This window comes from Agrobacterium sp. 22-209-1, from assembly GCF_053522485.1.
In genome coordinates this window covers 642,908-656,835 of record NZ_JBNWCH010000003.1, presented here as the reverse complement: position 1 = coordinate 656,835, position 13,928 = coordinate 642,908, and the positions used below count along the sequence as shown (strand labels likewise).

Sequence of the window (13,928 nt, the reverse complement as noted above, 5' to 3'; positions counted from 1 at the left end):
AGTGAATTCGGAGGAAATAACATGCAAGGCAAGGTCGCTCTCGAGGAGCATTTCGCAATCCCGGAAACTCTTCAGGACTCGGCCGGTTTCGTACCCGGCGACTACTGGAAGGAATTGCAGCACCGCCTGCTCGACATTCAGGATACGCGCCTGAAGCTGATGGATGCGCATGGCATCGAAACCATGATCCTGTCGCTGAACGCACCGGCGGTGCAGGCAATCCCCGACAGGAAGAAGGCGATCGAAATCGCGCGGCGGGCGAATGACGTGCTTGCCGAAGAATGCGCCAAGCGGCCGGATCGCTTCCTTGCCTTCGCAGCATTGCCTTTGCAGGACCCGGATGCGGCGACGGAGGAATTGCAGCGCTGTGTCAACGATCTCGGTTTCGTCGGCGCGCTCGTTAACGGCTTCAGCCAGGAGGGCGATGGGCAGACGCCGCTTTATTACGACCTGCCGCAATATCGCCCGTTCTGGGGCGAAGTCGAAAAGCTCGACGTGCCTTTTTACCTGCATCCGCGCAATCCGCTGCCCCAGGACTCTCGCATTTATGACGGCCATCCCTGGCTGCTCGGCCCCACCTGGGCTTTCGCGCAGGAAACGGCTGTGCATGCGCTGCGTCTGATGGCGTCCGGCCTGTTCGACGAGCATCCGCGCCTCAACATCATTCTCGGCCATATGGGCGAGGGCCTGCCCTACATGATGTGGCGTATCGACCACCGCAATGCCTGGGTGAAGCTGCCGCCGCGTTATCCGGCCAAGCGCCGTTTCGTGGATTATTTCAACGAAAACTTCCACATCACCACCTCGGGCAATTTCCGCACCCAGACGCTGATCGACGCCATCCTGGAAATCGGCGCCGACCGCATTCTGTTTTCCACGGACTGGCCCTTCGAGAATATCGACCATGCCTCCGACTGGTTCAACGCGACGACCATTGCCGAGGCCGACCGGGTGAAGATCGGCCGCACCAATGCGCGCCGCCTGTTCAAACTCGACGGGAACTGACCCATGCAGCCGTTCGTCTACACGGCCGCGCCCGCCCGCATCGTTTTCGGGGCGGGCAGCTCGGCGGGCGCGGCGGAGGAAATCCACCGCCTTGGCCTGTCGCGGGCGTTGGTGCTTTCCACGCCACAGCAGAAGAGTGACGCGGAGGCGCTTGCCGCCCGGCTCGGCCGGCTTGCTGCCGGCGTCTTCTCCGATGCGGCCATGCATACGCCGGTCGAGGTGACGAAAAACGCGGTCGAAGCCTATCGCGCCGCCGGTGCGGATTGCGTCGTGGCGCTCGGCGGCGGTTCCACCACCGGCCTCGGCAAGGCCATTGCGCTGCGCACCGATGCGGCGCAGATCGTCATCCCAACCACCTATGCCGGTTCCGAGGTAACGCCCATTCTCGGCCAGACGGAAAACGGGGTGAAGACCACCATGCGCGGGCCGGAAATCCTGCCGGAAGTGGTGATTTACGATGCGGAACTGACGCTTGGGTTGCCGGTCGACATCACCATGACGAGCGGGCTGAACGCCATGGCGCATGCGGCGGAGGCGCTTTATGCGCAGGACCGCAATCCCATCGCCAGCCTGATGGCGGCCGAGGGGCTGCGGGCGATGATCGGAGCCCTTCCCGGCCTAAAGGCCGAGCTGCGGGATATCAAGGCGCGCGAAACCGCGCTTTATGGTGCATGGCTGTGCGGCTCGGTGCTTGGCGCCGTCGGCATGTCGTTGCATCACAAGCTTTGTCACACGCTGGGCGGCAGTCTCGATCTGCCGCATGCGGAAACCCATGCGGTGCTTCTGCCGCACACCATCGCCTATGTGGAACAGGCGGTGCCGGATTTGCTTGCACCCCTTGCCACTCTTGTCGGCGGCAGGGCAGGGGCGGGGCTCTATGATTTCGCCGCCCGACTTGGCGCGCCGGCAAGCCTTGCGGCTCTCGGGGTCCGGTCGGACGATCTCGATCCCATGGCAGAGCTTGCAACGGCCAATCCTTACTGGTGCCCGCGGCCAATCGAAAAAACTGCAATCCGCGACCTTTTGCAACGCGCCTTCGAGGGCACGCGGCCGGAGTAACGGGAGGAGGAGACGATGGATATGAAGATGAGCAATGATGACGGCTACTTCATCGAGGAACGTTCGGCTGAAACCGTGATCGCGCGCATGCGCGATTGTGACGATCCGCGTTTGCAGGAAATCATGGCGGTCGTAACACGCAAGCTGCATGAGGCGGTGAAGGAAATCGAACCGACCGAGGAGGAGTGGATGAAGGCCATTCATTTTCTCACCGAGGTCGGCCAGATCTGCAATGAATGGCGGCAGGAATGGATCCTGTTTTCCGATATTCTCGGCGTCTCCATGCTGGTTGACGCCATCAACCATCGCAAGCCGAGCGGTGCGTCGGAATCGACAGTTCTCGGCCCCTTCCATGTGGCCGATGCGCCGGAAATGCCGATGGGTGCAAACATCTGCCTCGATGGCAAGGGCGAGGATATGGTGGTCACCGGCCGCATCCTCGATACCGAGGGAGCGCCGGTCGCCGACGCGCGCATCGATGTCTGGCAAGCCAATGACGAAGGTTTTTACGATGTGCAGCAGAAAGGCATCCAGCCCGATTTCAACCTGCGCGGCGTCTTCATCACCGGCGAGGACGGGTATTACTGGTTCCGGGCTGCGAAGCCGAAATATTATCCCATACCGGATGACGGGCCCGTCGGGCGGCTGTTGCGGGCGATGGGGCGGCATCCCTACCGGCCGGCGCACTTGCATTATATCGTCTCGGCGGAAGGCTTTACCACGCTCGTCACGCATATTTTCGATCCCGATGACCCCTATATCCGTTCGGATGCGGTCTTCGGCGTAAAAGAAAGCCTGCTTGCCGATTTCCAGCGGGTTGACGATGCGCGGAAGGCGAAAGAACTGGGTTTTACCAACGATTGGTTCTGGTCGGTGAACCATGATTTCGTACTTGCCAGATGAGTGGCCCGAGAAACCCAACTCGGCTTTACGTGCGTTTCGCCGAAAGCGATCCCGCTACGGCTTCGCAACGTGCAGCCCATCTGGACGCCCACAAGGCCCACCTGCGCAATGGCGACGCGATGGCCGACGGTTTTAGAATTCTCGCTTCCGGCCCAATGAGCGCCGTTTCCGGCGTCTCATCGGCCGCGCTTGTCATTGCCGAAGCTCTCTCGATCGAGGACGTCATCGCTTTCAGCGAGGCCGACCCCTTCGTCATTCACGGTGTCTATAACCGGATTCGTATTTTGAACTGGACGCCGACGCTGTCGACGATTTCCGGGCTGGAGGCCGGCTAAAATTTCGTCGGCGCGGTGCGCTTGGCAGTGGCTAACATTTCATTTGCAATTTTTGTAAATGCAACATTTAATCGAAGGCGGGTGATACTGGCGATATGTGCTTGACGGGAGCGAGGCATGTATCAGGGTGGAGCAAGCCGGGCACTCACGGAGGATATCGCAGGGACGGGAAGACGCTTATCCATTCCGGATGGCGCGTTCTTGCGTGAAAGGGAGGAACATGTCCACGAATTATCTGAGCGCCGCGTCAGTGCGGACGAAGAACCCGGCCGGCGTTATCGCGACATGCGGCCTGATGATCATGTTTGATGGTTACGATCTTGTCGTTTATGGCGCCGTCGCACCGGCACTCTTGAAAGAAAGCGCATGGGCGCTGAACCCGGCCATGGTCGGGCGCGCCGCCGCGCTGACGCTGGTGGGCATGCTGCTGGGCGCGCTGTTTGCCGGCACCATGGCCGACCGCATCGGCCGCCGCAAGGTGGTTCTTCTCAGCCTCGCCGGCTTTTCGGCGATGATGATCGCCTCGGCCATGACGCCGAATTTTCTCGCGTTTGAAATCACGCGCTTCTTCGCCGGTCTCGGGCTTGGCGCGCTTTTGCCGACGGTCACCGCGCTGGTGCTGGAATTTTCGCCGCCGCATCGCAGGGCGCAGGCCAACTCCCTGTCTTTCCTCGGTTATCTTATTGGCGGCATCATTTCCGGCGTCATGGGCATCCTTCTTCTGGAGACCTATGGCTGGCGGCCATTGATGCTGATCGGCGGTCTGCCGCTTGTTCTTTTACCGATTTTCATGCGGTTCCTGCCGGAATCGCCCGAATGGCTGGCAAGCAAGGGTCGGCAGGCGGAGGCTGATGGCATTTGCGACAGCTATGGCCTGCAACGCATCGTGCCGCATGCAAAAATTCAAAAGGGCGGGGTCGGCGCGCTGTTTTCGGAAGGCCGGATGCTCTCGACGCTGAATGCCTGGGGCATCCACTTCTGCTCGCTGCTTCTCACCTTCGGCATGGTCAACTGGCTGCCCACCATCATGAACAAGATGGGTTATGACATCAGTTCCGCGCTCAGCTTTTCCGTCATGCTCAATGTCGGGGCTGCGATCGGCATTCTCATCGGCGGGCGATTTGCGGATAAGGGGAACGTCAAGGTGGTCGTGGCGATCCTGTTTGCCATCGGCGCCGCCTCGATCTTTGCCCTGACGGTGAACAAGGGTCCGCTTCTTTATGCCTTCGTCGCCCTTGCGGGTGCGGGCACCATCGGAACGCAGATCCTCGCCAATGTTCTGGTCGGGCGGCTTTATCCCGTCCATATTCGCGGTACGGGTCTCGGCTTTTCGCTGGCGGTCGGGCGGCTTGGCGGCATTGCCGGCCCGATGATCGGCGGCCTTGTGCTGCAGCGGGGTCTGGCGCCGGAGTGGAACTTCTATATTTTCGGCTCGGTCGCACTTGTAGGGCTGATGCTGACGGTATTGACCCTGCTTTACCGCACCTCCGGTGATGCGCGGGCTTGATGAATGAAACGGCCGGCCGCGGAGGACTGAACTCTGCGGCCGGACCATTTCCGATAACGCTGCCGAGCGATTTTACGCCCGGAAGCATCATGCCTTACGGGACACCGGCGCTATTGTCGCCATCTGCTGCAACGTCCGCTCGTTTGTGCGTTTGGCCCGTGCCAGCGCATCGTCGCGATCTTCCGGCAATGTATAAGTCATATAGGACAGCGAGGTTTCGAGGTCGTTGTTGTTATGTCCGAGAATGGCGGCGAAGTAGCTGTTCTTGGTCACATGCGGCGGCGCGAAATTGTGAAAGGCCACCTCTGCATAGAGGTGCCGGAGGCCATAGGGCTTGGGAAGCTCTTCCTTCGGCCAGATATCCTCGAACAGGTTAAAAACCGTGTCCCGGAGCAGCAGACGGGTTTCCGACGAAAAATCGTCGATCGACATGCCATGCCACAATTTTCCCTGGCCGCTTTCACGCAGGCGCCTGTAGGCGGCGAGAATGGTCGCCGAGCGGGCAAGCACCGGGATTTCATAGGTAATCCCGTATTTCGTTCCTTCGCCCTGTTTCGTCTTGGCCTGGCCGTTGAACAGGAGGCTCCATTTGGAGACGCCCTTGCCATAGGGGGCAGGCGAAAATTCGGCCTGGGTGAAGACCTCATAGGGGCGGCGTCCGGTCATGCCGATCAGGCCGATGCCGATCATCAGGGGATCGGCGGACAGGAGCTTATCGGCGCAGATCTTCAGAACCTCCCGGTAATTTTCGAAGGTGATCAGCGCGCCGTGCTTTCTGGCGATCTTCTCCATCTTGACCCGGCGCGCATCGTCATACATCGCGGCATCGCCGGTGGCGATCTTCAGCATCGGATGGTCGTCGCCGAAGGCCTCGCGGATGGCGTTGCGATATTTGGTGATGTAGGAGATGATCGTTGTCTGGGCCCTGCCCTGCATGGTGCTGATTTCAGCGTTCCACAGGGTCTGCATCTCTTCTTTCGTTCCCATACCGTTCATCGCCGAAATGAAATCCGCGATGCGCAGCAGAACGGTCGGCTTGCGACCGGCGGTATTGAACTCCGCCCGTTCGATTTTCTCGACGATGGAGGTCGCCACACCCGTCTTCGTATAGTCGGCGCGCGCAATATAGGTGTTCAGCCGCTCGCGCAGCTTCTTCATGTTGCAGATGGCAAGCGGCGTGCTCTTCGGCCCGAACTCGGCCTTTAGCGCATTGCGATATTTCATGATGTAGAGTTCGAGCGTCTTTTCGGTGCGGCCATTGTCGAAATGGTAGCGGACCTCGGCATCCCACAGGTCGCGGATTTTTCTGTTACGCAGGGTCTCATCGCTTTTCATCGCCTCTTTGACCTGGCCGACGAAATGATCGATGCGTTCCACGAGGACTGGTGTTTTCGTCTTTCGCTTTAAAGCGGGCATGCGGCGGCTCCCTGAACCCGTCCGGAAATACAAAATCCATGGTTGGCGATCAACAGCAGCACGGTTGCGGAAATGTGATGAACATCCACTGCAGGCCGGTTTCTTTTGAATAATAGTTTAGGCGATTCCGCAAGCACGGCCGCGACGCGAAGACGCGTCGTCGATGCGTTCGCCGTCAAAGATTATCCGAGATGTGGAATATCGGCCTGTGGTGATGCAGGCTATTTCGGCAGCCGGGTCTTCAGCGATGTCACGATACGCTTGGCCAACCCCTCATAGTCCTCGTCAAAATGGTGGCCGCCCTCGATGCCGACCGTTTCCACGCCCTTGGTTTTCAGGCCGGGGCAGGGGTCTTCATCTTCTTCTTCCGTGCCATAGATACATTGCACCAGCTTCGGATCGATCTTGGCGATGTCATCCACCGTCTTGCCGCCCTTGCCTTCACCGGCAACGCCAAGCCAGCCTTCGACGGAAATCTCGAAATCCACTTCGGTCGAAAGTCCCATCAGGGTCAGTTGCACGACATGCGACTTGTCGCGGTCAGGCAGCAGATTATAGGTGGCGGGAAGAATATCGGCACCGAAGGAATAGCCGATCAACACCACATTGCGGACTTTCCATTCCTTGCGATAGGTGTCGATGATGCGGCCGAGATCTGTGGCGACTTCCTGCGGTTTCTTTTCCTTCCAGAAATAGCGGAGCGAATCGACACCGATGACGGGTATGCCTTCCTTCTGGAAGGCGCCGCCCACTTCCTCATCGAGATCGCGCCAGCCGCCGTCGCCGGAATAGATCACCGCCATGGTGTCCATCACAGGGCTGGTTTCCAGAACCTTGATCGGCAGGCCGAGCGGGCTGTCGGTGTCGCCTGCGGCGTCGATCTGGTCAGATAGGGTCTGGGTCAGAACCTCGTCCGCCTTGTCATCCACATCCGTCACGTCGATATCGGGATGCAGCTTGACGAGCGCATTGACGTGGTCGCGGCCCTTCTGATCCGCGGCAGAGGTGAACAGCACGCTGACGGGTGCAGGCAGCGGGCCGTCGGTCAGGCCATAGACCGTTTCGCCATCCGCCTTGTCCTTGGTGGCGGGGGTACAGAGAATTTTCTCAAGCGGCAGGCCGGCCTTGGGGTCGACGGCAATGGCTTCGCGGACGGTGGAGACGGGGCTCTGCGCAATCATCGCCAGCGCCAGCGTTCCGCCCTTGCCGATGCCGGTGAGGATGGGCTGGCGATAGCTGCTCGTGCCGGCGGTGCGCTGAATCTGCTGCGAGAGCGACTCGATGTCCGAGATCATATAGATGCACTCGTCGTCATCGGCCTCGAGCGCCTTCAGATATTCCTTGAAGTCGATGCCGACCACGGCAGCACCCTTTTCCACCAGCGCCTTGGCGCGGGTCTCATCGGTGGCCGTCCATCCGTCCGCATCGGAAATCAGGAAGACGCTGGCGAGAATTTCGCCATCCGGCACCATGATGTGTCCGGCGGGGATCATGCCGGTCTCGTAAGCGGGCTTGTCCTGCGCAAAAACGATGACAGAAGCCAACAAGGGGGCGGCGAACAGGGCGGAGGCGGCAAGAACCGCTTTCAGCATGCTGGATTTTCTCATTTTCCGATCACTCCTCTGACGCCGCCGCTGATGAGAACCGTCGCATCCATCAGCGCCAGAGCGGCGTCTGCGCCGTTCTGCACGGCAAGGTAACGCGGTTCCCATTTCGGGTGGAACTTTGCCTTGAAGGCGCGAAGTCCCTTGAAGTTGTAGAACCGTTCGCCGTGTTCGAACAGCGTGCTGCCGATGCGGTCCCAGACGGGGGCGGCGTCGCGTTTCGACATGCCGGACATGGGGGCCATGCCGAGATTGAAGCTCGCATAGCCCGCATCGCGCAGATATTGCATGATGCTGACGAAGAGAAAATCCATCGAGCCACGCGGCGCATCCGGCGAAAAACGCATGAGGTCGACGGTGGCTTCCTTTTTCGTGTCCGTCACCATGAGATTGGCGAAGGCGGTGATCTTTCCATCCTTGCGCAGCACGGCGACTGGTTGCGACAGGATGTAATTCGGCTCGAAAGCACCGAGCGAGAAGCGCTTTTCCCGGGTATTGTGGTGGGCAAGCCAGCCGTCGGATACCTGTTTCAACTCATCCAGAATATCCGCGACCTGCGCTTGCTCGACCACCTCGAAGGTCAGTCCGTCGCGCGCGCCGCGGCTCAGCGACTGGCGAAGATTGGCAAGCTTTCCGCCCTTCAGTTCGAATGCGGTGAGATTGACCAATGCCAGTTCGCCGAGCTTGAAGGCGCGCAGGCCCGCATCGGCGCAATGGGAGAGGAGAAAAGGCGAAATCTGATAGAAGGCGGCGCGCGCGCCGGCGCCACGGGCGGCTTCCACGAATTGCCAGACCAGATCGGGGAAATCATTCTCGTCGCCGACCGGATCGGCGAAAGCGATCCATGAGCGGCCCTGAATCCCATACATGATGAAGGCGTTGCCGTTTTCGGAAAACATTACGTGTTTGTCGCCCATGCGCACCAGATTGGCGTCGGCCGCATCCTGCGTCATGACGATACTGGTCGCGCTCGTAACGTCGTCGGCCTTGATGGCCTCCGGCCTGAAGGCCACCGGCCGCATCAGGCTGAAGATGGCTATCGTGGAGGAGGCGAGCACGAGGCCTAAAAGGGCGCGCAATCCGCGCGGCGCTTCCTCGGAGAATTCGAACTGCCACCATAATGTCTGGCTGTAATCCGTATCGCGATAGACGAAGAGCAGGATTGTCGCCGCGCCCGCAATGATGACGGCCATGGCGGCGAGCCAGCTTGGCCCCAACGCCTGCTTCACCAGCGAGGCATGGCGGTTAAAGCTGCGCATATTGACGGAAAGGGCCGCGATGAAGACGCCGAGGATGGCGGCTTCAAAGACGGCGATGGCCTTGAGGAGCGAGAGGACCAGCGCCAGCGAGGCGGCGACCAGCGCAATCCACCAGGCGCCGTCCAGCCGCTGCCCGAGGCCGCGCGAGGCAACGACAAGTACGAGGCCGAGAATGCTTGTCAGAAAATGCGCGGCCTCGACGATGGGAAGCGGCACGAAATTGGAGAGGAAATCCAGATTGCTGTCCGGTGTCGGCGTCACGCTCGAAAAGATCAGCATGGCGCCGAGGATCATCGCGAAGGTCGATAACAGCGGCGGCGCGAGCCTGACGGCAAGCTGGCTGATATCGGAGACAACAGGCTTTGCCGCGAACTGCTTCATCTCCGAGACGAGCATGACCAGAATGGCCACCACCAGCGGCAGAACGTGATAGATCACGCGGTAGAGAACGAGGCTTCCGAGCAACTGATCGACGCTGATGGCATTGCCAAGCCCCGCGACCATGACGGTTTCGAAGACGCCGAGGCCCGCGGGCACATGGCTGAGGACGCCAAGACCGACGGCGGTGGCGTAGATGGCGAAAAATGTCGGCCAGCCGAGATGTGTGTCGGGCAGGAGGACATAAAGCACGGAAGCGGAAGCGGCGATATCGAAGGCGGAAACGAGGAATTGCCGCGATGATGTCCGGCTGTCCGGAAGGCGCAGACGCCATGCGCCGAGCCGGATGATACGCCCGTTGCGCCCGACAAAGGCCGCCGCCCCGAGAGCAGCGATTATGGCAAGCGCCGCGCCTCTGAGGATAGCGGCATCGACGTCGATGATTGCGGCGATGCGCGGCGCGACGATGAAGGTGGAGATGGCGCTGACCGAAAGCAGCCCAAGCCCGAAGGACAGCGTGACGAAGGCGATGACGCGGGCGATTTCACCCGGTGAAAGACCCAGTCGGGAATAGGCCCGAAAGCGGATCGCGCCACCGCTCAAGGGGCCGAAACCGGCAGTATTGCCAATGGCATAGGCCGCAAACGCCGTTGCCGCCATGGGCGGAAAGGGCAACTTGCGGCCGATATATTCGATGGCATTGGCGTCGTAGAATATCAGCGCCAGAAAGCTGAGCCCGGTGAAGACGATGGCGAGCAGCACCGCCGACGCCGAGGTCTGCGTCAGCGCATCGATGACGTCGTCATAACGGACTTCGGAGGTCAGGTGATAGATGGCGAACGTCATCATCACGAAGACCAGCGTAATGGCGATCGCAGTCAGATAGGGGCGGTTTCTGGCAAAAAAGCTTTCAACCGCAGATTCCGTAACATCGGTTTGTGTAATTTCGCTCTTGTCTGCCATTTATTTTGCCCAGCGCCAGTTCCTGTTGGCGAACCACAGGATTGTGTCGCTAATTCGTTGCGGTTGAGGAAATGTGATTAGCAGAAAAGCATGAAGTGTCGATGTGAACTTTGTCGCCGGTTATTCGGGAATAACCAGCAGTTTAATCGCGCAAATACAACTGAAGAATGCAAGATTTTGGAGATCGTTCCCAAAAGGACAAAATTGACCGCGGCGGTTGCCTGGTGGTGGTGTTTGATGCCATTACACGCTCCTTTTGATTGAAGGAGATGCAGATGAATACGCCATCAAGAATAGCGCTTTCGGTGGTCGTCGCCCTTGTGGCGGGCGGCGGATACATGGCGGTGGACAAGATGCGCGGTGCCGAATGGGTCGTTTCGCCGCAGCAGATTGCGGAGGCCAAGGCGAAAGGGCAGATGGGTTATGAATCCCGTCCGGGTACCGTGACCGTGTTGCCGATCCGCAGCGAGACGGCGGACGTGCTGCCGATGAAATGGGCGATGGTCGGTGTCGTCGCCGGGCTTCTGGCCTTCCGGGCGAGCGGCAAGAAAAAAGCGGCAAAGGCTTAACGGCCTGCCGCTTGATGTCTCCGGCGTCCTGCGCCGGAGATGCACTTGATGGGAGGTCTTACGCGCCCCAGGTCTTTTCCAGCACGCGAATCCAGTTGCCGTGGCAGATTTTGGCAAGCGCCTCGTCGTCATAACCACCCTTGCGCAGGGCTTCGACCAGCAATTGCAGGTCGCCCGCATCCTTCATGGCGGCGGGAATGGTGGTGCCGTCGAAATCCGAACCGAGCGCGACGTGGTCGATGCCGATGCGATTGACGATGTAGTCGATGTGGCGGACGAGTTCGTTGAGGTCGGTGTCCGGGTTCTTGACGCCGTCCTGACGCAGGAACAGCACGCCGAAATTGATGCCGGCAAGGCCGCCCGTATCGCGGATGGCGTCCAGCTGGCGGTCGGTGAGGTTGCGGCTGTGATTGCAGATTGCGTAGGCGTTGGAATGCGATGCCACCAGCGGCGCGTCTGAAATCTTGGCGATATCCCAGAAACCCTGTTCGTTCATGTGCGAGAGATCGACCATGATCTTCAGCTCATTGCAGGTTTTTACCAGCCGCTTGCCGGTGTCGGTCAGACCCGGGCCGATATCCGGCGTCGAGGGGAAACGAAACGGAACGCCGTAAGCGAAGATGTTCGGGCGGCTCCAGACCGGTCCAAGCGTGCGCAGGCCCGCTTCGTAGAGAACGTAGAGCGCATCCAGATCGGCGCCGATCGCTTCCGCGCCTTCGATATGGAAAACGGAGGCGAAGGCGCCTTCTGCCATGGCGCTGCGGATATCGGCGGCGGTGCGGCAGACCTTGAGTGCGCCTGCGGATTGTTTCTCGGCGCGGAACAGCAGGGCGGCCATGGCATGCGTCGCCTTTAGCGCATCAGCCTCGGCAGGTGTCGGGAAGTCACCGTTGGCGTCCTTCTCCATGCTGGGCGACGGCACATACATGGCGCAGAGACCGCCGGCCAGCCCGCCCTTTTTCGCACGTGGCAGATCGATATGGCCAACGGTGTCGCCTTCGACGAGAAGCGTTTCGGGAGAGACATTGCCCGATTTCCATAACCGCAGAAGTACGTCGTTGTGACCGTCGAAGACGGGTACGGGTTTTTGATCGGTCATGGTCATTCACCTTCGGATAGCGGGAGGGCGCGGACGCGCGTCCATCAGACTTTTGGGAATTGGTAGAGGAAAGGTCAAGGCGGGAGCAAATGCAATCCATGCATAGGCTCTGCCAAATTTGGAATTGGTCGGGCCTCGTTTGCTCGTGGTAATCGCGGGAAAACATAAAAAAAACGACTGGATTGGGGCAAACCCACACCGTTTCCGAAAAATAAGGTCCGAAAGGGGATTTTCGATGATTTCAAGACGCAACCTGCTGATTGCCGGCGCTGCCGTTCCGTTCCTGTCCTATGCTCGCATTCCGGCCTTTGCCGCAACGCCCAAGGATATTCTGGTCGTGGCCCAGCAGCTGGACAATATGACGAGCCTTGACCCGCATGAAGGTTTCGAAGCCGTCGGCGGTGAAATCATCTCCAACATGTACCAGAAGCTGGTGCGGGCCAACCGTGAGGATTCCACCAAGGTCGATCCGGTTATCGCGAAATCCTGGGAAGCCGATGCGGACGGCAAGGTCTTTACCTTCACGATCGGTGACGATGCGACCTTCTCCAGCGGTGCGAAAGTGACTGCGGAAGACGTTGCCTTCTCGTTGCAGCGCGCGATCAAGATGAACAAGAGCCCGGCCTTCATCATCGGTCAGTTCGGCTTTACGCCTGAAAATGCCGAAACGACCATTGTTGCCGCCGACGACAAGACGGTGAAACTGACGACGGCCAAGCCGACCGCTATTTCTTTCCTGCTTTATTGCCTCTCCGCCAATATCGGCGCGATCGTTGAAAAGAAGGCGGTTCTTGCCAATGCTTCCGGCGAAGACCTCGGCAATGGCTGGCTGCAGAAGAACAGCGCCGGTTCCGGCGATTTCATGCTTCAGGCCTGGAAGCCGAGCGAAAGCGTTGCGCTCACCGTCAACCCCAACGGCCCCTACAAGGGTAACATCAAGCGCATTGTGCTGCGCCACGTCACCGATCCGTCTTCCCAGCTTCTGATGCTGCAAAAGGGCGATATCGATATCGCCCGCGACCTGACGTCGGAGCAGCTGCGCACCGTCAAGGACGACGCCAATATCGAGCTGCAGCGCAAGTCCATCGCCTCGCTGGTCCTGATTTCGCTCAATCAGGGTAATGAAAACCTTGCCAAGCCGCAGGTCTGGCAGGCCATCAAGTGGGCGCTGGACTATAAGGGCATGCAGGAAAACATCGTGCCGCTGACGCACGAAATCCACCAGAGCTTTGAGCCGAAGGGCTTCCCCGGCGCCGTTAACGACATTCCGTTCCAGCGCGACGTCGAGAAGGCAAAGGCGCTGATGGCGGAAGCCGGCCTTGCCGATGGTTTCGAGATCACCATGGATCACTATTCCGCCCAGCCCTATCCGGATCTGGCGCAGGCCATTCAGGCAAACCTTGCCGATATCGGCATCAAGGTGCGCCTGCAATCGGCTGAAAACCGTCAGGTTCTGACCAAGATGCGTGCGCGTGAGCATCAGATGGCGCTGTCGGCCTGGGGCACGGATTATTTCGATCCGCATTCCAACGCCGATGTCTTCAACATCAACAAGGACAATGGCGACGACGCCAAGTCGAAGCCCTTCCTGTGGCGTTCGCGCTTCAAGAACGACGACTTCGCCGCTAAGGCGGAAGCTGCCCGTGACGAGAAAGACCCGGCAAAGCGCGTGGAGCTTTATGAAGCGCTGCAGCGCGAGCACATGGAAAACAGCCCCTTCGTGTTCATGTTCCAGACCACGAAGACGGCAGCCTTCCGCAAGGGCGTTTCCGGCTTTGAACTCGGCGTTCTCTCCGAAGGCAATTCCTACCACGATGCGAAGAAAGCGTGA

11 protein-coding genes are annotated in these 13,928 nt (G+C 59.7%); 7 read left to right on the top strand and 4 right to left on the bottom strand.

Annotation, left to right across the window (positions count from 1 at the left end):
* The first annotated feature begins 21 nt into the window (after positions 1-21).
* The 5 genes from tsdA (at position 22) to ACQZ48_RS11025 (ending at position 4,809) form a co-directional block, all read left to right on the top strand.
* Positions 22-1,005: a gamma-resorcylate decarboxylase gene (tsdA, locus tag ACQZ48_RS11045; RefSeq protein WP_077981343.1), complete on the top strand. Its 984-nt coding sequence runs from the start codon at positions 22-24 to the stop codon at positions 1,003-1,005.
* Positions 1,006-1,008: 3 nt separating this feature from the next.
* Positions 1,009-2,064 (top strand): maleylacetate reductase, encoded by a 1,056-nt coding sequence (locus ACQZ48_RS11040; protein WP_448728814.1) that lies wholly within the window; start codon positions 1,009-1,011, stop codon positions 2,062-2,064.
* Between the two features lie 15 nt (positions 2,065-2,079).
* Positions 2,080-2,967, top strand: coding sequence for a hydroxyquinol 1,2-dioxygenase (gene graB, locus ACQZ48_RS11035; RefSeq protein WP_448728813.1), 888 nt, complete (start codon positions 2,080-2,082; stop codon positions 2,965-2,967).
* Positions 2,964-3,302: a YciI family protein gene (locus ACQZ48_RS11030; RefSeq protein ID WP_137410913.1), complete on the top strand. Its 339-nt coding sequence runs from the start codon at positions 2,964-2,966 to the stop codon at positions 3,300-3,302. Before graB ends, ACQZ48_RS11030 begins: the two co-directional genes overlap by 4 nt.
* A gap of 220 nt (positions 3,303-3,522) precedes the next feature.
* Positions 3,523-4,809 carry an MFS transporter gene (locus ACQZ48_RS11025; RefSeq protein ID WP_162520552.1) on the top strand — a complete coding sequence of 429 codons (1,287 nt, stop codon included), beginning with the start codon at positions 3,523-3,525 and terminating at the stop codon, positions 4,807-4,809.
* Between the two features lie 87 nt (positions 4,810-4,896).
* Here the strand turns inward: ACQZ48_RS11025 and telA are convergent, their stop codons facing one another.
* The 3 genes from telA to mprF form a co-directional block, all read right to left on the bottom strand.
* Positions 4,897-6,225: a telomere resolvase TelA gene (gene telA / locus ACQZ48_RS11020; protein ID WP_077981348.1), complete on the bottom strand. Its 1,329-nt coding sequence runs from the start codon at positions 6,223-6,225 to the stop codon at positions 4,897-4,899.
* Positions 6,226-6,446: 221 nt separating this feature from the next.
* A complete protein-coding gene (locus ACQZ48_RS11015) occupies positions 6,447-7,832 on the bottom strand; it encodes a virulence factor (RefSeq protein ID WP_448728812.1) in 1,386 nt (461 codons plus the stop codon).
* A complete protein-coding gene (gene mprF, locus ACQZ48_RS11010; protein ID WP_448728811.1) occupies positions 7,829-10,429 on the bottom strand; it encodes a bifunctional lysylphosphatidylglycerol flippase/synthetase MprF in 2,601 nt (866 codons plus the stop codon). Before mprF ends, ACQZ48_RS11015 begins: the two co-directional genes overlap by 4 nt.
* A gap of 275 nt (positions 10,430-10,704) precedes the next feature.
* Here mprF and ACQZ48_RS11005 point away from each other — a divergent pair, with 275 nt between their 5' ends.
* Positions 10,705-10,998 carry a hypothetical protein gene (locus ACQZ48_RS11005; protein ID WP_077981591.1) on the top strand — a complete coding sequence of 98 codons (294 nt, stop codon included), beginning with the start codon at positions 10,705-10,707 and terminating at the stop codon, positions 10,996-10,998.
* A 58-nt stretch (positions 10,999-11,056) separates the two neighbouring features.
* Here the strand turns inward: ACQZ48_RS11005 and ACQZ48_RS11000 are convergent, their stop codons facing one another.
* A complete protein-coding gene (locus ACQZ48_RS11000) occupies positions 11,057-12,097 on the bottom strand; it encodes a dipeptidase (RefSeq protein ID WP_142913588.1) in 1,041 nt (346 codons plus the stop codon).
* Positions 12,098-12,332: 235 nt separating this feature from the next.
* Between ACQZ48_RS11000 and ACQZ48_RS10995 the strand changes: the two genes are divergently transcribed.
* On the top strand, positions 12,333-13,928 hold the full coding sequence (locus ACQZ48_RS10995; protein ID WP_077981351.1) for an ABC transporter substrate-binding protein: 1,596 nt from the start codon (positions 12,333-12,335) through the stop codon (positions 13,926-13,928).